The organism is Corynebacterium pseudotuberculosis (genome assembly GCF_002155265.1).
GTDB classification, from domain to species: Bacteria; Actinomycetota; Actinomycetes; order Mycobacteriales; family Mycobacteriaceae; genus Corynebacterium; species Corynebacterium pseudotuberculosis.
The window spans coordinates 256,528-279,785 of record NZ_CP021251.1 but is presented as its reverse complement, the minus strand read 5'-3'; the positions used below and the strand labels follow the sequence as shown (position 1 = coordinate 279,785).

Genomic DNA, 23,258 nt, shown 5'->3' with positions numbered 1-23,258 from the left:
CAGCAAAAGCGAAGGGCCAGCGGAAGATTACTCTCCGCCGGCCCTTGAACAGCCTCTCTACAGGGATTAAGACAAGAGCAAAGGGCCAAACGTCATGATCAAACCAGCAACGCCTGCCAGAATCATGGATTCACGATCCCGCTCAGTACGCAACGCATGGACCACGCCCACGATAGCTCCAGTCACCGCCACAGCCAGCACTGCCACGATCGCTTTGCCCAGGGCACCCCAGAGCTGTTGGAAACCGAGGAAAATAACAACGCCGAGTACGATTCCTGCCAAAGCCATGAGGATTACCCCCATGGCAGAGACTCGCTCCTCCTCGTCCTCCTCGTAGTATTCGTCATAGTCGTCGTACTCATCATTAAATTCTTCCGCGCCTTCGTAGTCTTCGTACTCCTCGTAGGCCGCGTAGTCCTCGTAGGCTTCATAATCATCTTCTCTGCCATAAGGCTCCTCGTCCTCCACCACCGCGAACGTGCTGGTCTCTTCAGCAGCGTTGAGGGTCTCCGAGGAGGGAGCGTCTGTGGGCTCGGCAGAAGCCACGGCTGGCATACCAAGGGAATCAGCCGCAACCTGAACTTCTTCACGTTGAGAGTTCTGCGATACGGCAGGGAAAAAATCAGTGGTCAGGCGAACCGGGTCCTTCTCATCCACAACGCTAAGAACGATGGTCTGTTCCTTGCTGGGAATCGCTGCCGCAGTATTTTCTGGTGTAGTAGAAGTCTCAGCGCTATCGGCAGCAAGCAGCTCTTCAGCCTTATCGGCGGCTTGTCGCTCTTGAGTCTTCTCTGCCTGTTCTTTTACCGCGGTAAAGGCAGCATCACGCTTGAGTGCCTGGGTGCGGGAAGTAGTAGGAAACGCATCCGCGAACGGAGCAGCGGAGGCAGAATCCACAAAAGATTCAGGATGTGAGTGAGGACCTTGCGCAGCGCTATCGGATTCTCGAGTATTCGACGACGCGGCAGCGGCAGCAGGGACGTCTATAGGCTGGCTGGAGTGCTTCGACTCCGTGGGCTTAGAGTTCACCTTGGGGATGCTGCCCGTCAACTCCGCAACGGAAATGCCACCATCTTCCAGGTTGCGGCGTCGACGTCGCGAAGTTTCGGAGCTACCGCCGTTTTTACCGGAACGCGCCAGTAGTTCCGCAACGGTGAGTTGTTTCTCGCTCATCTCTCCTACTTCTCTCCTAAAGGGGTTTCCTTTGGCACAATACCCTGTTCCATACGCCGAAGTATGACGCCCTCACGGAGTGCCCATGGGCAAATTTCTAAATGTTCAATTCCTAGCGCTCTCATGGCGGCTTCTGCAACAAGTGCTCCCGCTACAATCTGCTGCGACCTATTCGCGCTCACGCCTTCCAATTCCGCACGATCCGCGGCCGTCATCCTAGAGATAAAAGCAATGAGTTGCCGCAGGCCAGGAGCGCTAAGTTCGCGTTTGATAAAGAGCCCAGCGGGAGAAGGCGACGCGCCAGTGAGTCGGCCCAAGGTACGGAAGGTTTTAGAGGTTCCTACCGCCAGACGCGCCTCGCCGTAGGTCCTAAGAATTTTTGCGCTTTCAACCAACTCAGCGTCAATAAAGTCACGCAGAAGATTAATCTTCCTACGCTCTGGAGAATCTGTATCAAACCAATCGTGGGTAAGTCGAGCGGCGCCAAGGTCCAGAGAGAAAGCCGCATCCGGGTTCTCGTTCTCCCCCGTAGACATTTCTAACGATCCGCCGCCGATATCTAGGTTGATAATCCGCCCGGCAGACCATCCGTACCAGCGTCGCACGGCAAGGAAGGTCAATTTTGCTTCGTCTGTGCCGGAGAGTACCTCAAGGTTAATCCCTGTATGCCTAGCAACCTCCGCAAGCACCTCATCAGAGTTAGTTGCTGAGCGCACCGCCGAAGTAGCAAAAGGCATAAGCTCTTCACACCCAAGCTGCTGGGCCAACGCAGCAGCTTCCGCCACCGAGTCCACAAGTTTGTCCACACCAGCGGCGGTAATGGCCCCCTTTTTATCTAGATAACCCACCAGCTTTAAGGTTGTTTTCCAGTCACTCATCGGAGTCGGACGGCCACCCTGTTGGGCGTCCACCGCTACCAAGTGAACTGTGTTGCTTCCCACGTCCAATACACCTAATCGCACTACTCCAGGGTAGACCGTATAGCCTGTCCACTGTGAATGACCCCAAAACCACTCCCGAATCTGCTCCAGTGCACCTTGGTTTCCCCGAGTTCTCTCCGGCTGCAGACTCGATCCGACGCGGCGATGAATTACCGCCAGATTTTCCGCGCCAATGGTTTGAGTTCACCAACCCGGAAGATCCTACGCACCAATTCAGCATCGATCTCACCTGGATCGAATCCACATATTCCTGTGCCTTTGGCACTGAATCATGCAAGGGCATCGACGCCTCTCTCCCCTCCGTAGGCTGCTGCGGGCACGGGGCATTCCTCTCCGACGACGAGGACCGCGAACAGCTGCTACATGCCGTGACACAAATGCCTGCGCGTTACTGGCAGCTGCGCCCAGAAGAGACGGACGCATTCCTCTCCGCCGACGATCCCGCAGAGCTAGAGCCGTGGTTGGTGTGGGATGAGCTAGACGACGACAACGGCGAACCGGAACCAGCACTGAAAACCACGGTGGTCGATGGCGCGTGCATTTTTGCTAACCGTGAGGGCTGGGCCACCGGCACTGGCTGCGCTATCCACCAATGGGCGCTCGATGCCGGCCAAGACCTCACAGTGGTCAAACCAGAAGTATGTTGGCAACTTCCATTACGCAGACTTGAAGCATATGAAGAGCGTGCCGACGGCGTAGAGATCCTGCGCACCACCATCACAGAATACGAGCGACGCGGGTGGGGCAACGGCGGCGAGGACTTTGATTGGTACTGCACCACTGCGCCGGGGTGCCACGAGAATGCCGATCCGTTATGGGTTACTCATGAATCGGAGCTCAGAGCGCTCATGGGAGACTCCTCATACGAGTTTTTAGCGCACATATGTCGTACTCGAGATAACGCCCGAAGCAACGGCGTTCCCTCAAGTATTTTTAGCCCGCATCCAGCTAGTGTGGCTGCTGCTCGCCCACAAACCGAGTCTTAGTCTTCAAACTTGTAACCCAATCCTCGCACTGTAACCAGGTGTTTAGGGGAAGAAGGCTCTTCTTCAATCTTGGAGCGCAGGCGTTTGACATGGACGTCCAGGGTCTTGGTGTCTCCTACGTAATCTGCACCCCAGATGCGGTCGATAAGTTGGCCCCTAGTGAGGACTCGCCCAGAGTTACGCATGAGGTATTCCAACAGGTCGAACTCTTTCAGCGGCATAGAAATATTTTCTCCTGCCACGGTAACGGTATGGCGTTCTACGTCCATTCGCACGCGGCCACCTCCGAGGATGTCGTCGCCTTCCTCCTCATAATCTGCTACTTGCGGTTCGCCGCCGCGTCTTAAAACTGCACGGATTCGCGCAATGAGTTCTCGCGCTGAATAAGGCTTGGTCACATAATCGTCTGCGCCGAGTTCTAGTCCTACTACTTTGTCTATCTCAGAATCGCGGGCGGTCACCATGATCACTGGAACGCTTGATACTTTGCGTAACCGCTTGCACACATCGGTACCCGACATGCCAGGAAGCATGAGGTCTAATAAAACGATGTCGATGTCATTCTTTTCAAATTCCACGAGGGCAGTGGGACCGTCGCCAGCAACAACTACCTCAAAGCCTTCCTTGCGCAATAAAAACGCCAGTGGATCAGCAAGGGACTCTTCATCTTCGACCAGAAGAATAGTAATCATTTAAGCCTTGTCCTTTCGGCGAGAGTCCCCACGAGATGCACTGGGGTAAAGCAACAAATCTGAATCCGATTCTGTATCAACGGAATCTACGGGGGCAGGTTCCTCGGGGTGATAGATCGGCAAGTCAATGGTAAACGTCGATCCGGTCCCTGGTCGGGACCACAGTTTCACGTCACCCCCGTGATTAGCAGCAACGTGTTTAACAATCGCCAGCCCCAAGCCGGTTCCTCCGGTAGAGCGCGACCGCGCCTTGTCTACCCGGAAGAACCGTTCAAAAACTCTGCCCTGATTCTCCGGGGAGATACCAATGCCGCTGTCGATGACGCGGATGAGCACGAGCTCGTCAAAAAGCACTTTGGTAGTCACCGATACTGGCATTGCATTCGGAGAATAATTAATCGCATTGCTGATGAGGTTGGACACCGCCGTGACCAAAAGGCTTCTATCCCCCATTACCTCAACGCCGCACTTCTTCCCTCGCGTTAGCTCGATGCCGGCATTTTCGGCGGCAAGATAGTTCCGGCTCAGGGCCTCATCAATAATCTCGTCCACCGCAACCGGCTGCAGATCAGGCAACGCCTCAGCCCCCTGCAGCTTGGACAGTGAGATCAGCTCATTGATCATGTCTGCGAGCCGGTGCGCCTCTTTTTGCAGACGCTTGCCAAAGTACTCAACCTGCTCTTGGTCATCCGAGCCCTGCGTTATCGCTTCCGCCAGTAGGGCCATGCCTCCTACAGGAGTTTTCAACTCATGGGAAACATTGGCCACAAAGTCCCTTCGGGCGGCCTCCATGCGCTGATTTTCCGATTCATCAGTGCTAAAGACGATCACGTATCGGTCATCTACCAACGTCAGAGGTTTCACCATCGCCCGCACAGACGTGATACGCGTACGCCTATCGGCAATAGCCAGCTCCAGGGAATGGGTCTCTCGGTCTTCAAAAACCTCTTGGGAAAGCGCCCAAATATCAGGGTTCAAGGTTCTTTCATGCACAATCCCCATGTCATGCGCACGCGCATTAGACAACAGGACGCTGCCAGTGCGATCCACCACGGTAACGCCCGTGGGTGATCCTTGCACGGCCAAGTGCAGCATCTGGCCTACGGTGGTCACCTGATTAGCATGGGCACCTGCAAGCGCCCGACGGTAGCGCCCAGACCGACCTTGAACCCATTTAAACGCGGGTAGGGCGAGGCCCATGAGAGCCGCGCCCAATACGAAAGCTAGTAAAACGTTCACTAGCCCACCATCGTAACCTGTTATTTGCCGCCTTGCGCAGCAACTGCCGCAGCTCCTGCTGCCGCTGCCTCTGGATCAAGGTAGGTACCACCCGGGTTAAGAACCTTTCCTTCCTGGTCCAGCTCGTATACCAGCGGAATTCCGGTAGGAATATTCAGCTCCGCGATATCTGCATCCGAGATATTGTCAAGGTGTTTGACCAATGCACGCAAGGAATTACCATGCGCTGCGATGAGGACAGTCTCGCCCTTTTTCGCCCGTGGCAAAATTTCCTCTTCAAAATAAGGCACAAAACGTTCTACAACGTCCTTGAGGCATTCCGTGCGAGGAACCTGAGACAGATCGGCGTAGCGGGGGTCGTTTGCCTGAGAAAACTCACTTGAGTCTTCCAACTCCGGAGGAGGGGTGCCGTAAGAACGGCGCCATTCCATGAACTGATCTGCGCCATACTTATCCTTGGTCTCAGCCTTGTTCAGACCCTGCAACGCACCATAGTGACGCTCGTTGAGGCGCCAATCGCGCACGACCGGGATCCAATGACGATCCGCCGCGTTGAGTGCGATGTTGGCGGTGCGGATTGCGCGACGAAGAAGAGAAGTATAAACAACAGTTGGCAAAACATCTTGTTGCTTCAGCATCTCGCCGCCGCGCTTGGCCTCGGCCTCGCCTTGCTCAGTAAGGTTAACGTCCACCCAACCCGTGAACTGGTTGGAGGCGTTCCACTCGCTTTGTCCGTGGCGGAGAAGAATCAGTTTTCCGATAGTCATAATGCTCAGTTTGCCACGAAAATTTCTCACTGGCAGCTACCACACTAAAATGTGGGATTGTTTACATTTATGCCCGAACGGGCTTTCGTACGGCGAAAAGCGTACTTCAGGCAACCTTATCCTTTAGCCTTCCGCATGGCGCTCTTTGCATTCATCAACATCAATGTCGAGTGCAGCCTCGTATACCTCCTCTAGCTTTTCCGCAGAGGCGGCCCACGTAAAGTTCGCTGCATGCCCAACGGCATCCTCCCCCATCTGGATCCGCAATGCGTCATCGTCCAGCAGCTGTGCCAAAGCATCGGCCCATGCTTCCGGCGCGTGGCCGTCGACAAGCAATCCGGTCTCCCCGTCGGATACGGCGATGGACAGACCCCCCACCCGTGCCGCAACCACTGGTGTGCCGCTTGCCTGTGCTTCCATGGCAACAAGACCAAAAGACTCGTTATAAGAGGGGACCGCAACAATATCCGCCGCCTGGTAGATGGAAACCAATTCCTCTGGGGGACGCGGATCAAGGAACCTCACCTGCTTACCCAGCCCCAAACGCCGGCTTAGTTCAATGTAGTGCTCGACAGTAGCCGCGGCGCCAGAAGGACCTCCGCAAAAGATAACCCTAAGCTCACGGTCAGGATCGCGGCGTAGCAGTTCCGCCACAGCAGCGAGCAGCACCTGTGGACCCTTAAACTCCTGCAGTCTCCCCACAAAAGCAATGACCTTGATATGCAAGGGGATTCCCAGGCAGCGTCGGGAGACCTCCGTATTGCGTTGCGTGCCCGGCGTAAAGAGGGAAATGTCTGTGCCCGGCGCGATCACCGCCACCTTATCCGGCAACGCATCGTAATGATGGACAAGGTCACTAGTTTCCTCAGGAGTATTTACCACTAAAATATCCGCATTATCCACCAGTTGCTGCTCACAGATTCTGCGGGCCTCCGACTCTCGCATGTCCGAGGTTGAGCTATGGAAATTTTTCACCGCTGCCAGCGTGTGAGAGGTGTGAACCAGCGGAATTTCCCAAAGATCACGCAGAAGCCACCCCACCTGTCCGGACAGCCAATAATGACTATGGACTACGTCATAGGCCAGCGCATTGCACTTAACAAACTGCACTATCCCGCCCGCGAATGCTGCCAGTTGGGTGGGCAGCTCCTCCTTGGACAGCCCCTCATAGGGGCCCGCCACGATATTAATGACCCGAAGCCCCGGCTCTACATCGACGGTCTCACCGTGACTAAGGCGCGTCGCTCGTGTAAAAACATCTACTTCCAGGCCACGACGCGCAAGCTCCCTCGCCATCGATAAAACATAGACGTTCATCCCACCGGCATCGCCGCTACCCGGCTGTTGCAGCGGAGATGTATGCATCGAAATCATGGCTATACGCATATACGCCATTCTAAGAGGAGAAGGGCATCCGTGTTTTGTTTTGTTGGCAAGATATGAATGCCTTGCCCTGTCTCCTTACGCCATTTTGTATTGTTTAAATCACTTTCTCATGTGACATGCGGGGGTGTCACCAGATAGGCGCTATCGTGACCCCAGCCATTTGTTTTAACCATATTTTACCCAGGCAGCGACACCCCTCTTCGCCTCACAAATCCATAACTTTTCCAAAATCGCCAGCTTATAGATTCCCTCAGCACTCAAACATGAGGCTATGCTCGTATTAAAACTTACCGGTGCGTAAAGTTAATTCAACCTCGAAGGAATACCATGTCAGCATTTGAGACCAAAGCATGGCTGCAGTACTACCCAAGCTGGACACCTCACAGCCTTGATTACGGAGACACCACTCTCCTTGATATTTATGACAATAACTTGGCCATCAACGCAGACAAGCCAGCCACCTATTTCTTTGGGAAACGTCAAAGCTATGCGGAACTGGATAAGCAGGTACGCAGCGCGGCTGCAGGCCTTCGAGCTCTCGGCGTCCGCGCTGGAGACCGGGTAGCCATCTGTCTGCCCAACTGCCCCCAGCACGTCGCCGCTCATTATGCGGTACTCAAGCTTGGGGCGATCGTCGTTGAGCATAATCCTCTCTACACGGCACATGAACTTGAAGCGCCCTTCACTGACCATGGCGCACGAGTGGCCATTGTATGGGATAAAGCCGCCCCTACTCTGGAGAAGCTGCGACGCACCACCCCCCTAGAAACCATCGTCTCTGTCAACATGATCGATGCGATGCCTCCACTGCAAAAATATGCACTCAAGCTGCCTATCCCCACCTTGATGAAAAAGCGCGATGCCCTTACCGCACCAGCGCCAAATACCATCCCATGGCAGATCCTCACTGGTAGTGCACTTGGAGGCCAGGGTGAAGACATCGTCTCTTGCCCCGAAGTAACCAAAGCCTCCGTAGCCCTCATTCTCTACACCTCTGGCACTACGGGAGCCCCCAAGGGGGCTCAGCTTACCCACGGCGGCCTCTTTGCCAACCTTCTACAAGGAAAGGCCTGGATCCAGGGATTAGGAGACCAAGATGAACGCCTCCTCGGAGCCATCCCAATGTTCCACGCCTACGGTGTTACCATCGTCCTCAACCTGGCGATTTATATCGGCGGAGAGATGGTGTTGCTTCCTGCCCCACAGATCCCACTCATCATGAAAACCATGAAGAAAGAACCCGTCACCTGGGTTCCCGGGGTTCCCACCTTGTACCAAAAGATCGCCGAAGCCGCCGAGAAATCCGGTATATCCATATCCAGCGTTCGTAATTCTTTCTCCGGCGCCTCCGCCTTGCCCGTGGATACCGTTGCATACTGGGAAAAACTCACTAGTGGCCTCCTCGTGGAGGGCTATGGCCTCACAGAGACTTCCCCCGTTATCGTCGGCAACCCCATGACTTCAGACCGTCGTCCCGGGTATGTAGGAATCCCATTCCCTGACACTGAAGTTCGGATTGCTAACCCTGAAAACCTCGATGAGACGATGCCCGACGGGCAAGAAGGCGAAATTCTTGTTCGTGGCCCCCAGGTGTTCGCCGGTTACCTCAACCAACCCGAGGCCACCGCAAACAGCTTCCACAATGATTGGTACCGCACGGGCGACGTCGGCATCATGGAAGAAGATGGTTTTATCCGCCTGGTTGCCCGCATCAAGGAAGTCATCATTACCGGAGGATTTAACGTATATCCGGCGGAAGTGGAAGACGTTCTCCGGCAGCATCCTGACGTCCTCGACGCCGCCGTAGTGGGTCTTCCGCGTAGTGATGGTTCTGAGTCTGTTGTCGCCGCAATCACCCTCAATGAAGGCGCAGCTCTTGACCCTGAGGGGCTCAAAGATTATTGCCGTGAGAACCTCACTCGCTACAAAGTTCCGCGCACCTTCTATCACTTTGAAGAGCTTGCCAAGGATCAGCTAGGGAAGATCCGCCGCCGTGAGGTACAGGCAGAACTAATTCGGAAGCTTAAAAAGTAACAGAAACTACAGAATTACAGCTTGCTGTGTAACCCCCTGCTTTCCAGAGACAATAGGGAAAGCAGGGGTTCTGTTTAACTTTGCCGCTTTTCCGCTAAAACTCGACACCAATCCATACTGGTTCTGGTTCCAAAGCCACCCCAAAAGTTTCTTGGACCCCATCACGGATATCGCGTGCCAACGCCACCAGATCTGCGGTGTTCGCGTTACCCCGATTGGTCAGCGCCAGGGTGTGCTTGGTGGAAAGACGAGCCACCGCACCTTCGGGATACCCTTTCTTATAGCCTGCCCTATCTATAAGCCAGGCTGCAGAAAGCTTCCATGCTCCAGATCCCGCCGCATAGCACGGCATCGCTGCGGCATCCTCTGGAGTGCAGAGTTCCGCCACCCGAGTGCGTACGCTAGCCAGAAGCGCATCGCTAATAATCGGGTTGGTAAAAAACGATCCGGCGGACCAGGTGTCATGATCATCGGGGTCGTAGACCATGCCTTTCCCCCGGCGCAATTGCAGGACGGCCTCCCGAACCTCCCTAGAGTTCCAACGGATCTGCTCTCCACCAGTGGCCGTTACGCCCAACAGACGCGCTAATTCCCCAAAGCGCAATGGTGCTGAAAGACCATCCAACGCTAGCTGCAGCGTGATGCCCAGCACTACGCCCCGCCCCGTGAATTTTAGATTGGAGTACCGGTAGGCCAGGTCTAATTCCGCAGCAGGAACCTCAGAGACCTCACCAGTAGCACGATCCAAAAGTTCAACGCTTACCAAGACGTCTGCTATTTCTACACCATATGCCCCAACATTTTGCACAGGAGTAGCTCCAGCAGAGCCGGGTATTCCGGAAAGGCATTCGATCCCCCCAAGCCCCGCCTCAACGGCAAAAGCGACGACCTCATCCCACACCACACCGGCATCTGCCACAAGCTTTCCCGTGTGCATGTCTGCTGACATCTCTTTGCATTCCACAATCACAGCAACGACTGGAATATCGCCATCAGCGATCACCAGATTAGAGCCACCGCCTACGATGAGAAGAGGAATACGGTGGGCGTCGAGAAGCTTCACCGCATGCACCACGGACGCGCGTGAGCCGCAACGAACAGCGGCGATAGGCGTGCCGCCGAGATGGAGAGTGGTGAGTTCAGAAAAGGAAAGAGAGTCCACGCGAATATCGGCATGCTGCTCGATCGCGGGGCGAATTTCGGCGAATGTTTGGGCCAGCGATGTATCCGTCACCCCGTTAAGGGTAGTCTGTATGCATGACAACGCGTAGCGAAAACACTGTCACCATAAATCAGCCAGCTGAAAAGGTGCATGCAGCCCTCACCAACCCCGATTACTGGGCGTTCGTCGTGGAAAACTTGAGCCCAGAACCCGGCCAGGTTCACGAGTTCGCAGACGCCAACGGTGGCGCTGTGGCAACGCTCTTTGAAGTTCTCCCCCTCGAGATACTTCCTGAGGCTGTCCGTGCAATGATCAGCCAGGCCCTGAAAGTTAAGCGTGTAGTAACCGTCGGTGGTCTCAATGGAGACACCGCCCCCATCAGCTACACTGCCGACGTAAAAGGCACCCCTGTGGACTTCAATGGTGAGATTTCCCTGACCGGTGCAGGTCAATCCACCACACTGTCTTATGCAAACGAAGTCACCGTAAACATTCCATTCATGGGTGCAGCTATCGAGCCCAAGATCGGCGAGGCCCTCGGCGAGCTCTTCCAAAATGAAGGCAACCTCACCGCACAGTGGATCTCCGAGAACCTCTAACTCGTTTTTTAATATTTGACCGATGGCCGATCATGCCCATAATCTCCGAGCTTCCTTTGGGCAAGGTCGGCCATCGTCGCGTCCTGTAGGAGTAATAACCCGCGGAACAACGGGGTACAACCGCCTCCGAAGATGCGATCGGTGGATGGCGCACCACCCGGATATACGTACAGCTCTGCGTAGAGCCCAAAACCCGCTGGCCCTGGATGTAGGCTATGGCGCCAGTTTCACCACCACGGTGGAGTGGGCCCGCTGGTTGCGCACAATACGTCTTAATACCCAGGTAACGGGATTAGAAATCGATCCCGAACGGGTTCTGCCACCACGCGATGGAGTCACCTTTGAGCTCGGAGGTTTTGAATTAGCAGGATATCGGCCCACGATTGTCCGAGCTTTCAATGTCCTACGCCAGTACGACGTTGACCAAGTACACGCCGCATGGGACATGGTTACCTCGCGACTTCAACCTGGCGGCTTTTTCATCGAAGGCACCTGCGACGAGCTTGGTCGACGTTCCACCTGGGTTTTGCTTGATAGCTCAGGCCCCCTATCGCTCACCCTTGCATGGGATCCCTTTGACGTAGAGCGCCCCTCCGACATTGCCGAGCGACTCCCCAAAGCACTCATCCACAGGAATGTCCCTGGTGAGAAGATCCACCAGCTACTTTCGCTTGCCGACGCCGCCTGGAACCGCAGCGCCCCCTGGGCCTCTTATGGGCCCCGCGTGCGCTGGCGAGCAGCCCGCGCCTCCCTAGTAGAGCAGGGAATCTCTTTGATGCCTATTCGTCGCCCAGTGCGTGACAACCTAATCACTGTCCCCTGGTCCCTCGTAGACCCAGAGAAGTCCTGAGCCACCACCTAGATAAGGCGCGTATACATTATGCGTTCTATAACTGTCACGAGTTTTATTCTGTGATTCCAGTCAAAATGATTTTCATCTGTTCCTATTTGGGCGACGGGCCTAATAAATAGGCCTTCTTAAAAGAGATCAGAAAACATGCGTCCCGCGCCACCCCCTACGCCACGCATACTAAAACCCAAGCATCAATTTAAGCAGCTAGCGCATCATTATTTCCGAGGGGGACACGGATTTTCGCCCGTCCCCCACATGCTCAAGACGGGAAAATTACCCGGCACGCCCCACTCCCTTTACGCCGCCAAGTACCGCAAGTAAAAACGAATTAGAGTGAGATAACTCACCCAATTTCGTTTAGGTAGAGATGGGTCACTCTTACTACACTCGGATTTGTTCATGGCAAAAGCCGTCAAAAATAGCTCAGCCCCCGACGTACGCGCCCAGGACCGAGTAAAACTAGCGGCTATGCCATCTAGGAATCTCCGTATCCCTGAACTACAAGGATCACAGTCACTCGATTTTAGAGAGGGCACTTACTCGATGACCACCGCCCAACAAGAAACGAACGTATCTGCTTGGGAAGGCTTTGCCGCAGGACCATGGCAGGAAGACATCGATGTTCGGGACTTTATTCAGCGCAACTACACTCCCTACGATGACGACGCCAGCTTCTTGGCAGGCCCCACAGAGAAAACGCTCCGTGTATGGGACACCTTGGAAAAGAATTACCTTTCCGTAGAGCGTAAGAAGCGCGTTTTTGACGTAGACACCGACACCCCTGCGGACATCGACGCATTCCCTGCCGGGTACATCTCTGAAGACGACAACGTCATCGTTGGCCTGCAGACAGACGTTCCGCTGAAACGTGCGATGATGCCTTTCGGTGGCTGGCGCATGGTTGAGACCGCCATTAAAGAAGCCGGCAAAGAAGCAAACGAAGATATTAAGAATATCTTTACCAAGTACCGCAAGACCCATAACGAGGCAGTCTTTGACATCTACACCCCTCGTATCCGTGCAGCGCGTTCTTCCCACATCATCACAGGCCTTCCCGACGCATATGGCCGCGGTCGCATCATCGGCGATTATCGTCGCGTGGCGCTATACGGAGTTGATTTCCTCATCGAGGAAAAGAACCGCGCCAAAGACGCTGTAGCAACTGAGAACTTCTCTGAGCACTGGGCTCGTTACCGCGAAGAGCACTCCGAGCAGATCAAGGCCCTCAAGAAGCTGAAGATCATGGCCGCTGCCTATGGTTTTGATATCTCTCGCCCAGCCAAGACGGCTCAAGAAGCTGTTCAGTGGACATACTTTGCTTACCTAGCATCAGTTAAATCCCAAGATGGCGCCGCCATGTCCATCGGTCGTCTCTCAGCATTCTTGGATATCTACTTCGAGCGCGATCTCGCCTCAGGGCTGATCACCGAGGAAGACGCCCAGGAAATGATCGATGCTCTCGTGATTAAACTGCGCATCGTCCGTTTCTTGCGCACCATCGATTATGACCAGATCTTCTCCGGAGATCCTTACTGGGCAACCTGGTCCGACGCTGGCTTTGCAGAAGACGGCCGCTCCATGGTGACCAAGACCTCCTTCCGACTGCTACAGACCCTGCGCAACCTGGGTCCTGCACCAGAGCCAAATATCACCATCTTCTGGGACCCCGAGCTGCCCGAAGGTTACAAGGACTTCTGCGCTGCAATCTCTATTGAGACCTCCTCGATCCAGTACGAGTCTGACAAGCAGATTCGCGATCAATGGGGCGATGACGCCGCCATCGCTTGCTGTGTGTCACCCATGGCTATTGGCAAGCAAATGCAGTTCTTTGGCGCCCGCGTCAACAGTGCAAAGTCACTGCTCTATGCAATGAACGGCGGCCGTGATGAGGTCTCTGGCAAGCAAATCACCGAACCAGGTTTGTTCGCCCCCATCCAGGGTGATGGCCCATTGGACTTCGATGAAGTCTGGGAAAAATACGAGAACATGCTCGATTGGGTCGTAGGCACCTATATTGAGGCACTCAACATCATCCACTTCTGCCATGACCGCTACGCCTATGAGTCCATCGAGATGGCTCTGCATGATTCCAACATCGTCCGCACCATGGGATGTGGCATCGCAGGTCTGGCTATCGTCGCCGATTCGCTTTCTGCCATCAAGTACGCAAAGGTCACCCCTGTACGCGATGAGACCGGCCTCATTGTGGATTACATCACTGAAGGCGACTTCCCACGTTATGGCAACGACGACGACCGCGTCGACGACATTGCCGCAACCATTGTTCACACAGTGATGTCCAAGATTAAAGAGATCCCGCTCTACCGCGACGCCATCCCGACACAGTCTGTGCTCACAATCACCTCAAACGTGGTGTACGGCAAGGCAACCGGCGCATTCCCATCCGGACACAAAGCTGGTACCCCGTTCAGCCCCGGCGCAAACCCAGAGAATGGCGCAGATACCCATGGCATGGTCGCTTCCATGCTCTCGGTAGGCAAGTTGGATTATCAGGATGCTCTCGACGGCATCTCCTTGACCAACACCATCACTCCTTCCGGTCTTGGCCGTACGGCTGATGAGCAGGTCAAGAACCTGGTCGGCATCCTCGATGCCGGGTTTATCATGGATGAAGAGTAAATCTTCGCACCATCCCTAACAATTCATTCCCATAAGAAATCGGAGAAACTTATGTCTTCCAAGACTTTTGAAGAGCGCCTCAACGACATGAAGACCCAGCGCAACGAGAACAATGCAAATGCAGGTCTCTATCATGCAAACATCAACGTCCTCGATCAGAAGACGCTTGAGGATGCCATGGAGAATCCTGACAAGTACCCGAACCTCACCGTTCGCGTCTCCGGCTACGCCGTGAACTTTGTCAAGCTCACCCGTGAGCAGCAGCTCGACGTTCTCTCGCGTACCTTCCACCACTCCGCATAAGGAGTAGCGCGCTCAGCGTGCATCTTTAGCTGCCACCGCCTCGAGTTCGCTTGAGACGGTGGCATACTTTTGCCCAGAATTTTGTTGTACTTCAGCGGCAGCCACTGTTCTAGCAACCACCCATAGTTTTAGTTCTCCGCAGATCTACCGCCCGCGTACGTCGCGATCGAAAGGAATCCTCATGGCCGATGGAATTAACTCCACAGTTACGGTCGAACGCTCAGATGGCCCGCGTCTTCGTGGCACAGCCGCAGGCATCGGAACAGATCTTGAGCTTGAGGATGTCTCCCACAAGGAGCTGATTGAAGCCCGTCGGACCGGCGATATCGCTCTGGTGCATTCGTGGGAGCTAGTCACCGCCGTCGATGGCCCAGGCACTCGCATGACCATGTTCATGGCGGGCTGCCCTCTGCGTTGCTTGTACTGCCACAACCCCGATACCATGCAGATGAAAAAGGGAACGCTCGAACGGGTGGAAGACATCATTAAGAAGATCAAGCGCTATCGCAGGGTCTTCAAAGCCTCCGGCGGCGGACTCACAATCTCCGGCGGCGAGCCGCTCTTTCAGATAGCCTTCACACGCAGAGTACTCAAAGAAGTACACGACGCAGGGATCCATACCACCATAGACACCTCGGGGTATCTGGGTGCTCGTCTCAGCGATGAGGACTTAGAAAACATCGATCTTGTGCTTCTCGACGTCAAAGCAGGCGACGAGGAAACTTATCGCCGCGTTACTGGCCGCGAGTTACAACCAACTATTGATTTTGGCAATCGTCTCCACGCCGTGGGCAAACCCGTATGGATTCGTTTTGTACTCGTTCCTGGGCTCACCGATTCTCCAGAAAACATCAATAAGGTCGCGGACATCGTTGAGCAGTGGAAAGACAACGTAGAACGCGTCGAGGTACTTCCCTTCCACAATATGGGTGCGGATAAGTGGCATGAGCTTAACCTTCAGTACGATCTTGAAGACGTCAAGCCTCCGACAGAAGAGTCGGTTGCTTTTACTAAGAACGTTTTTCGTTCTCGCGGGTTGCTAGTCCCTTAACTAGCTTCTGGCCTGGATCCTCACAGAGGATTCGGGCCAGTGCTCTTTCCACTAGTGGCGATACCATGAAAAATAGGCGACACTAGAACTCGTGTCTAAAACTATTGGTTCTCGCATTAGTAAACTTATCCTCACAATCATCGTTGTACTGATGGTCCTCCTGCTGCTGGCCGAGTTCGGCGTACGCTGGAGCATCAGCAAACAACTCAAAGATGCTGTGGGTTCCAATTCCACTGGTCAAGAAGCCAGCATCTCCTTCGGGCCAACTCCTTTACTTTTTTCAGCCGTAACTCAAAACATCCCTAGCGTTACTATTGAGTCGCCTTCGACTGTCAATATTAAGCACCCCGGCGGCGCCAACGCCGTCCCAGAGGTCACCGGCACGCCTCAGGCCTTTATTAACGTGGATTCTTTAAATATTTCCGATCCCGATAACCCAGTCGCGGCTTCGCTCTCACTTCGGACCACGCTGGCAGACGACTACCTCCTAGCCGTACTCCAAAAAAGCATCGCCGAAAATCAGACACATCAACCTGCTCCGACCGAAGGAAAGGATAACGAGCTGGGCGCACTCGCAGGTACTTTCCTCCAACAGCTTATTCAGGTAACTGGGATCACCTCTAACCCTGCAGATGGCACGGTGAAGGTGGATATCACAGGTGGAGCAGCCAAACTTACGCTTAAACCGGAGGCTGTCGACGGCCGGCTGTCCTTCACCGCCACCAACGCCAGCTTCCTCGGAGTTGAGCTGCCTTCTACAGTTTCTGACGCCCTGACCAAGGGTCTACGCGATCAGGCCAGCACGATGGCCGGAAATCTTAAGATTAAAAGCGTTAAGGTAGTAGAGCATGGCGTCACAATTGAAGTTGACGGAGAGAATGTCAATCTCAACGAGCTAGGCAAAGAGAAGGACCAGCAACCGGTAGCCCCCACGCGTTAAAGCCCGGTTACCAGAACTCCATGAGCTCCCGCTGCCTTGTGCACGGGGGCTTCACTTATATCGCATAAAACGTACAGCGGGATTCCGCTCTTTTCGTGATCACCCACGCTATAGGAGACCACCGCGTCCACGCCTACTTTTGCCAACCACTCATGTGCACGGGCACGTAGCTCTTCACCTAGAAGGGTGTCGTCGACAAGCACCGCGAGCTGGGCAGGATGAGGCACGGCCTCGCGTGCTGCCACGATCTCTCCGATAAAGGCTGCACCGGTGGTGTGGATAAGCGAAGCCGGATCAGGGACATAAATCACCATCGTTGCCCCAGATTGCACTGCGAGCCGAGCCTCAGACGCCTTAATCAGCACATGATGCTTACCTGTGGGGTATCCCGCCCAGGAGACCACGGGGAATTGTTCAGCGTGCTTCGTTGCTGCATCGATTGCGTGCAATAGCGAGGGCTCCACGCAGATTCCCATCCCCTGTTGCCTGGCGGTTGCCGCAAGCTGTTTCACATCATCAGCTGTTGCCAGCGGATCCAGTAGCGTGACCACCACCGTCTTATCGCTAGCCATACCTCGGTCACCAGCCATAGTTACCATTAAGGATGTTCTTGATTTGAGGGCGAACATCAAACCAATACAGGCCAATGATCACCAATCCAATCCAAGAAAGGAACTGGACTTTTAGATACACCATGAGGGCCGCTAGCAGAAGCAGCCCCACCCAGATCCACTTGTTCTGTCGGTCTCCTGCTTCAAAAGCATCGGCTCGCGTTGCAGCTGCTAATCCCGCGCCAATCAGGGCAGCAGCCACTGCAAGATAAACTGCCGCCTTAAGAAGGTAACCAAAAATCAGGAAAACAAAGGTCATGAAGAGAATTCCTTGAATGTATACATGAGGATCAGCAGTGTCTACAGTGTTTAAACCCCGCTTACACCCCAAAGAGTGAATATGAAACAGTGTAGATGGCCAAGCCGGCAAGAGCACCCACGACTGTTCCATTAAGACGAATGTATTGCAGGTCCTTACCCACCATCAACTCAATCTTGTCGCTGGCCTCATCCGCGTCCCAGCGCTCGATGGTCTCCGAAATAATCGACGTCACCTGATCCGCATAATTGTCCGCAAGGAAAGCTGCAGCCTTGGTGATGCGCGCGCCAAGGTCTGCACGCAGTGCATCATCGGAGTGAATCCGGTTACCCCACTCCAGCGCATATTCTTTAATCTTTTGGCGCAGCAGGGAGTCCGCGTCTTCCACAGCAAGGATCACGTTCTTAGACACATGAGCCCAGATGGTCGAGGCAGCATCCTGCACTGGCGCCGAGCCCATCACATCGTGCTTGACGTCTTCCACTTTTTGGATCAGAACCGGATCCGTCTGCAGATCATCAGCGAATTTTTCCAGAAAACGCCTGATTGCCTGCCGAGCCTCATGATTTTTATCGCTCTTCACCGCAGCCGTCCACTGAATAAGCTCCCGATACACGCGCTCGCCCACCAGCTCATTGACAAACTTTGGCGCCCAAGAAGGCGCGCGCTCTCCCAAAATCTTGAGGATTAAGCTTTCCGACGTCAGCGCCTTCTTATGCAGCCAAGAAACCAGCTGATCCACTATTGGTTCCGTCTGGCCGCCCTGATTGAGCTGCTGTAAGAGTCGGCCAAGGGGTGGTCCCCACTCCGGCTCAGCGAGCTTTTCCACAATTGCTTTCTTAATAACCGCCTCTGCGTCCTGAGGATCCAGCGCTCGGACCGCCTTCGCGGTAAAAGCACCGACTTCGCGCGACACGGTCTCAGCATTATCCGGCTCAGATAACCACTCACCGATGCGACTAGCTACATGTGCTTGGGACACTTTCTCTGTGATTTGTTCTGCGTTGAGAAAGTTCTCGCTTACAAATCCGCTCAGGGCTACTCCCACTTGATCCTTCTTCCGACGCACAATCGCCGTATGAGGGATCTTGATGCCTAAGGGATATCGGAACAAAGCAGTTACCGCAAACCAATCGGCCAAGCCTCCGACCATTCCGGCCTCAGCGGCCGCCCGGACAAAGCCCACCCATGCAGGGGTGGGATCAGTCACCGAGGTATACCACTGACAGCTCAAAAAAATCGCCGCAGCAACAAAAAGTAAGCCCGTAGCAATAGTCTTGTGCTTCCGTAGCGCACGTCTCTTTTCAGCCTCCGCTTCAGGAGGGGGACCAGGAACCGCGAGTCCGCGTGGAGCTGCATGTTGTGCCATAACACTCATTATCCCGTACGTCCCGCGACAGTCGGTAGCCAGTTCGCCCAGAGCACATTAAACACGCCCGGGCAGTTACAACGCATTCCATCCTGCCACTATGTAATTAATACCGATTAGCGTCGCAGCCAAGGTCATAAGCACCCATAACAATTTTCCCCTTTTGTCATTCATAGCTTTGATGCTAATCGTGCATGAACAAAGGCCCCGATTTCCTGAGGAATATCGGGGCCTTTGTGAGTGGAGGTGTCGCAAAACCTAATTCATGCGACCGGTTTCAGCACGATACTGACGGTAGTTGCGGCGACCATGGTGGACCAAAAGAAAACCACCAATGAGCAGAGCAAAACCTAGAACCGCGCCAATAATAACGTAGGTAGCCCAGGCATCTTGGCTTCCTACAGAAGCAGCACCCAAGCCAAAGATCAGCGCGCCGAAACCTGCAAGGGAAACAAGAATGGCACCCATGCCCACCCACGTACTCGTACGCTGTAGCGACGAATGCGGTGCCCAAAGGCTCGCGGGGTCATAGCCATCGATGTAGTGCATGCGCCCCTCGAAAACTGGGTATCCCGCAGTCTCCTGCGTTGCAGGTGCTGAATGAGACATAATGTGCCTTTCTAAAAATTTTCCCTTTTGAGTGAGTCAGCTCGTTGCGTTAAACCTTAGCTTAGTCGTCCTTACCACGGAAGAAAGCGCGGGCCCGCTCTTTGTTGATAGCTGCGACGGCGGAAAGCGGAATGCCTGCCGGGCAGACATCTGCGCACTCGCCATACAGCGAGCAGTGACCAAAGTTGGTCTCAAGCTCATCAATCATATTGCGGGCACGCTTGCCACGCTCTTCACGACCCAAAGGCATAAGAGCGAGATGCACAAGCTTTGCTCCCGTGAACAGGTGCGCTGCACCGTTGGGGCACGCAGCTACACAGGCGCCACAACCGATGCATGCAGCATGGTCAAGAGCAAGCTCAGCTTTCTCGTGGTTCTGGTAAATGGTGTCTGCGTCCGGAGCCGTGCCGGCATTGATTGAAACGTAGCCACCCTTTTGCATCACTCGGTCAAGAGCCGAGCGATCAACAGCGAGGTCCTTGATCACTGGGTAAGCAGCAGAACGGAAAGGCTCGATCTTGAGGGTCGAACCATCTGCCACGTGATCAAGGCGCTGCTGGCAGGAAGGCTTGTTCTTGTCCAGGCCATGCGGACGTCCGTTAACCAACAGGCCACAGGTGCCACAGATGCCTTCACGACAGTCCGAAGCAAAGACAAAGGGCTCTTTGCCCTCCTCAACCAGGCCAGTGTTGACGTGGTCCAGCAGCTCAAGGATAGACATCTGCGCTACGGCGTCCTCGACGTCGATGGACTCGAAATGACCTTCGCTGTGAGGACCGGCCTGACGCCAAATTTCAAGATGGAGTTTCATTACTTGTAGTTCCTTGTCATCAGCGGGATCGATTCGAATGTGAGTGGCTCAGCATGGCGAATGAACTCGTGTTCCTGTGCGCCTGGCTCCCAAGCGGAAACAAAGCACCAGTTTTCGTCGTCACGCTCTGCCTCACCCTCAGAAGAGAGATGATCTTCACGGAAGTGCGCACCACAGGACTCATCGCGGTCGAGCGCGTCAACGCACATGAGCTCGCCGAGGTCGATGTAGTCAGCTACGCGGCATGCGTACTCAAGAACCTGGTTCATCTCTTCTGCCTCACCGGTAATGCGGAGGTTGGACCAGAATTCCTTACGGAGTTTCCGAATCTTCTCAATACCGGTCTTCAGATCTTCAACGTTACGGGCAACGCCACAAGAGAAGTAGAGGATATCGCCCAGCTGGCGGTGATAATGCTCAGGACCATGAGGATCATCGCCCTTAATGTTCATGAGCTTGTCTATGCGAGCCTGAGCTCGTGCCACGGCAGCAACTGCTTCAGGAGCATCCTCAGCTAGCTTGGCCTCTCCAAGGTGGTTAGCCAAGTAGTTCGGAATAGTAAACGGCAAGGTAAACCAGCCATCGACAGAGGCAGAAAGCAGGGAGTTAGCGCCCAGACGGTTTGCACCGTGATAGGTCCAGGAGCACTCACCTGCGGCAAAGAGACCGTCGATAGAGGTCATCTCATTAAAGTCCGTCCACAAGCCGCCCATGGTGAAGTGGCAAGTCGGGGCAATACGCATCGGAGCCTTGAATGGGTTCTCACCAATTGCCTCTTCATACATCTGGAAGAGGTTGGAATAACGCTCACGGATTGTGTTCTCACCAAGACGCTCAATGGAATCGCGGAAGTCCAGGTAAGCGGAGTTGTGCAGAGGCCCAACGCCGAGTCCCTTGTTGATCTGCTGAGAAATAGCACGCGATGCTACGTCGCGAGGCACGAGATTACCGAATGCCGGGTAGCGGCGCTCAAGGAAGTAGTCGCGCTCTTCTTCAGGGATCGTGTTGGGATCGCGATCGTCTTTGGGCTCGAGTGGGGACCAGATGCGGCCGTCGTTACGCAAAGACTCGGACATCAGGATCGTCTTCGACTGCCATTCCGAGTTAACCGGAAGGCCTGTCGGGTGGAACTGAATGAAAGACGGAGAAGCCAAATAAGCGCCGAGCTCATACGCCCTCATCATTGCCGATGCGTTGGAGTTCTTAGCCAGCGTAGACATGTGATAGACGTTGCCGTAACCGCCAGTAGCCAGGATGACTGCATGGCCCGTATGAGGAGTGAGCTCGCCTGTGATCAGGTTACGGGTGACAATACCGCGGCAGGCTTTCTTGCCGTTTTCATCTGTAAGGATCAGATCATGCATGTCTGCATGCGTAAAGATCTCCACAGTCCCGAGGCCAATCTGACGCTGCAATGCTGCAGCACCGGACAATTGCAGCTGCTGGCCTGTTTGACCACGCGTGTAATACGTACGGGAAACCTGCACGCCACCGAAGGAACGAGTAGCCAAGGTTCCACCGTATTCGCGAGCGAAAGGAGCACCAATGGCGTTCATGTGGTCGATGACGCGTACGGATTCATACGCTAAGCGCCAACAATCGGACTCGCGGCAGCGGTAGTCGCCCCCCTTCACAGTGTCCTTCACGTGGCGGTAAGCACCGTCGTTGTCCACTTTCTTACCGCGAGCGGAGTTCACACCACCCTGCGCAGCAATGGAGTGCGCACGACGAGGAGCGTCATGGTACGTGAAGACCTTCACGTTGTATCCCAGTTCACCGAGGGCAGCAGCAGCGCCGCCACCGGAAAGTCCGGTTCCCACAACAAGGACCGTAAACTTACGACGGTTCAGTGGGGAAACCAGGTTCATGTGGTCTTTTTGGTACTCCCACATGTCCTTGGTAGGAACGCCCTTGGGCTCGTTGGATTCAAGGATGCTGCCCAGCTTTACGCCATCGACGATGGAAGCTGGCTGGGTGAACTCAGGGCGAGTAGCGGTTTCAGAGTTAAAGCTCATTGTTATTACCTTTTCGTCCTAGCTGATCCAGCCGCATGCGATAGACAGCGGAATTGCGATGTTGCCAATCATTACGATTGCGGGAACAAGGTAAGCGAGGAAGAGAATGATTGCACGCCAACGCTTACCGGTGATGCCCAAGTCGCTTGCAGCAAGCCAAATGCCGTGCGACAGGTGCATGAAGAGTGTCACCATCGCGATGATGTAGAAGATAGTGACGGGCCAACGGCTAAAGCTTGCCACCATGTTGGCGTAAATATGGCCGTGCTCGAATACCTCAGAGGCGGCTGGTGTTGCACCAACAGTCAGGTCCAAGATGTGGAAGACGATGAAGGCAAGCAAAATAACGCCAGTCACTAGCATCGTGCGGGTGGTAAAGGAATTCATGCCACCCATGAGGTTGGTGCGGCGGAACTTACCACGTGAACGGCTCGAGCGGCCGATGAGTGCAAAAGCGCCGTAGATGTGCAAAACGATGCAGAGAAGCAGCGTGATGCGGAACAGCCACAGGAATGCACCGTGCGGGAAGAGCGGATAAAGAAGGTTGCGCAACCATTCGCCATAGACGTCGATCGGATGCGTACCGTCCTCATAGAACGGTAAGAAAACCTTAAGGTTTCCGACCATATGGAAGACCACAAAGAAGCAGAAGATCAGGCCAGTGACGGCCATAGTGAGCTTCAGTGCCCAGGTCGGGAACTTTGGCCGCTCACGTAGCGGCTTTTCAGTGATTTTGCCGTGCGCGATTGCGTCACGGTCGATGTTATTTACAGTCATGGCACCTCCAGTGTCGTATTAACTTTACGACCCATCACCAT

General features: G+C 54.5%; 20 protein-coding genes and 1 pseudogene. 7 read left to right on the top strand and 14 right to left on the bottom strand.

Features of this window, described 5'->3' with window-relative positions; all coding sequences use genetic code 11:
• Window positions 1–66 precede the first annotated feature (66 nt).
• Both CpATCC19410_RS01360 and CpATCC19410_RS01355 read right to left on the bottom strand, forming a co-directional pair.
• Window positions 67–1,173, bottom strand: a complete 1,107-nt coding sequence (locus CpATCC19410_RS01360) for an Rv0497 family membrane protein (protein WP_014400959.1) — start codon at window positions 1,171–1,173, stop codon at window positions 67–69.
• A 5-nt stretch (window positions 1,174–1,178) separates the two neighbouring features.
• Complete coding sequence (locus tag CpATCC19410_RS01355; RefSeq protein ID WP_077176862.1) at window positions 1,179–2,135, bottom strand: Ppx/GppA family phosphatase; 957 nt, start codon at window positions 2,133–2,135, stop codon at window positions 1,179–1,181.
• A gap of 32 nt (window positions 2,136–2,167) precedes the next feature.
• Here CpATCC19410_RS01355 and CpATCC19410_RS01350 point away from each other — a divergent pair, with 32 nt between their 5' ends.
• Window positions 2,168–3,100 (top strand): DUF3109 family protein, encoded by a 933-nt coding sequence (locus tag CpATCC19410_RS01350; protein ID WP_013241120.1) that lies wholly within the window; start codon window positions 2,168–2,170, stop codon window positions 3,098–3,100.
• Here the strand turns inward: CpATCC19410_RS01350 and CpATCC19410_RS01345 are convergent.
• The 4 genes from CpATCC19410_RS01345 to mshA form a co-directional block, all read right to left on the bottom strand.
• Window positions 3,097–3,792, bottom strand: coding sequence for a response regulator transcription factor (locus tag CpATCC19410_RS01345; RefSeq protein ID WP_013241119.1), 696 nt, complete (start codon window positions 3,790–3,792; stop codon window positions 3,097–3,099). The two genes, CpATCC19410_RS01350 and CpATCC19410_RS01345, sit on opposite strands and share 4 nt — an antisense overlap.
• Complete coding sequence (locus CpATCC19410_RS01340) at window positions 3,793–5,031, bottom strand: sensor histidine kinase (protein WP_014300431.1); 1,239 nt, start codon at window positions 5,029–5,031, stop codon at window positions 3,793–3,795.
• 20 nt (window positions 5,032–5,051) lie between these two features.
• Window positions 5,052–5,798 carry a phosphoglyceromutase gene (locus CpATCC19410_RS01335; RefSeq protein ID WP_013241117.1) on the bottom strand — a complete coding sequence of 249 codons (747 nt, stop codon included), beginning with the start codon at window positions 5,796–5,798 and terminating at the stop codon, window positions 5,052–5,054.
• A gap of 123 nt (window positions 5,799–5,921) precedes the next feature.
• Window positions 5,922–7,184 carry a D-inositol-3-phosphate glycosyltransferase gene (gene mshA / locus CpATCC19410_RS01330; protein WP_014522335.1) on the bottom strand — a complete coding sequence of 421 codons (1,263 nt, stop codon included), beginning with the start codon at window positions 7,182–7,184 and terminating at the stop codon, window positions 5,922–5,924.
• A gap of 327 nt (window positions 7,185–7,511) precedes the next feature.
• On the opposite strand from mshA, the gene CpATCC19410_RS01325 reads away from it, so the two are divergent.
• The gene (locus CpATCC19410_RS01325; RefSeq protein WP_013241115.1) at window positions 7,512–9,218 is read left to right on the top strand and encodes a long-chain-fatty-acid--CoA ligase; all 1,707 of its coding nucleotides are present in this window, start codon (window positions 7,512–7,514) and stop codon (window positions 9,216–9,218) included.
• Window positions 9,219–9,312: 94 nt separating this feature from the next.
• On the opposite strand, the gene CpATCC19410_RS01320 is transcribed toward CpATCC19410_RS01325, so the two are convergent.
• A complete protein-coding gene (locus tag CpATCC19410_RS01320; RefSeq protein WP_014400955.1) occupies window positions 9,313–10,452 on the bottom strand; it encodes a UDP-N-acetylmuramate dehydrogenase in 1,140 nt (379 codons plus the stop codon).
• A 23-nt stretch (window positions 10,453–10,475) separates the two neighbouring features.
• On the opposite strand from CpATCC19410_RS01320, the gene CpATCC19410_RS01315 reads away from it, so the two are divergent.
• The 5 genes and pseudogenes from CpATCC19410_RS01315 (at window position 10,476) to CpATCC19410_RS01290 (ending at window position 16,766) form a co-directional block, all read left to right on the top strand.
• Window positions 10,476–10,979, top strand: a complete 504-nt coding sequence (locus tag CpATCC19410_RS01315) for a DUF2505 domain-containing protein (protein WP_013241113.1) — start codon at window positions 10,476–10,478, stop codon at window positions 10,977–10,979.
• 22 nt (window positions 10,980–11,001) lie between these two features.
• Window positions 11,002–11,829 (top strand): class I SAM-dependent methyltransferase, encoded by an 828-nt coding sequence (locus tag CpATCC19410_RS01310; protein ID WP_014400954.1) that lies wholly within the window; start codon window positions 11,002–11,004, stop codon window positions 11,827–11,829.
• A 402-nt stretch (window positions 11,830–12,231) separates the two neighbouring features.
• Window positions 12,232–14,775: pseudogene (gene pflB / locus CpATCC19410_RS01305) on the top strand (formate C-acetyltransferase).
• Window positions 14,776–14,956: 181 nt separating this feature from the next.
• Window positions 14,957–15,826 (top strand): pyruvate formate-lyase-activating protein, encoded by an 870-nt coding sequence (gene pflA, locus CpATCC19410_RS01295; protein ID WP_013241109.1) that lies wholly within the window; start codon window positions 14,957–14,959, stop codon window positions 15,824–15,826.
• A 91-nt stretch (window positions 15,827–15,917) separates the two neighbouring features.
• Window positions 15,918–16,766, top strand: coding sequence for an LmeA family phospholipid-binding protein (locus tag CpATCC19410_RS01290; protein ID WP_013241108.1), 849 nt, complete (start codon window positions 15,918–15,920; stop codon window positions 16,764–16,766).
• Here the strand turns inward: CpATCC19410_RS01290 and CpATCC19410_RS01285 are convergent.
• The 7 genes from CpATCC19410_RS01285 to CpATCC19410_RS01255 form a co-directional block, all read right to left on the bottom strand.
• Window positions 16,763–17,338, bottom strand: coding sequence for a beta/alpha barrel domain-containing protein (locus CpATCC19410_RS01285; RefSeq protein WP_014522672.1), 576 nt, complete (start codon window positions 17,336–17,338; stop codon window positions 16,763–16,765). The genes CpATCC19410_RS01290 and CpATCC19410_RS01285 overlap by 4 nt on opposite strands.
• Window positions 17,339–17,345: 7 nt before the next feature.
• Window positions 17,346–17,636 carry a DUF2516 family protein gene (locus CpATCC19410_RS01280; RefSeq protein WP_013241106.1) on the bottom strand — a complete coding sequence of 97 codons (291 nt, stop codon included), beginning with the start codon at window positions 17,634–17,636 and terminating at the stop codon, window positions 17,346–17,348.
• 61 nt (window positions 17,637–17,697) lie between these two features.
• On the bottom strand, window positions 17,698–19,005 hold the full coding sequence (locus CpATCC19410_RS01275; RefSeq protein WP_014300425.1) for a DUF445 domain-containing protein: 1,308 nt from the start codon (window positions 19,003–19,005) through the stop codon (window positions 17,698–17,700).
• Between the two features lie 258 nt (window positions 19,006–19,263).
• Window positions 19,264–19,614: a hypothetical protein gene (locus CpATCC19410_RS01270; protein WP_013241104.1), complete on the bottom strand. Its 351-nt coding sequence runs from the start codon at window positions 19,612–19,614 to the stop codon at window positions 19,264–19,266.
• 61 nt (window positions 19,615–19,675) lie between these two features.
• A complete protein-coding gene (locus CpATCC19410_RS01265; RefSeq protein WP_013241103.1) occupies window positions 19,676–20,425 on the bottom strand; it encodes a succinate dehydrogenase/fumarate reductase iron-sulfur subunit in 750 nt (249 codons plus the stop codon).
• Window positions 20,425–22,440 carry a fumarate reductase/succinate dehydrogenase flavoprotein subunit gene (locus tag CpATCC19410_RS01260; protein ID WP_013241102.1) on the bottom strand — a complete coding sequence of 672 codons (2,016 nt, stop codon included), beginning with the start codon at window positions 22,438–22,440 and terminating at the stop codon, window positions 20,425–20,427. Before CpATCC19410_RS01260 ends, CpATCC19410_RS01265 begins: the two co-directional genes overlap by 1 nt.
• A gap of 18 nt (window positions 22,441–22,458) precedes the next feature.
• Window positions 22,459–23,217, bottom strand: coding sequence for a succinate dehydrogenase cytochrome b subunit (locus CpATCC19410_RS01255; RefSeq protein ID WP_013241101.1), 759 nt, complete (start codon window positions 23,215–23,217; stop codon window positions 22,459–22,461).
• Between the last annotated feature and the right edge of the window lie 41 nt (window positions 23,218–23,258).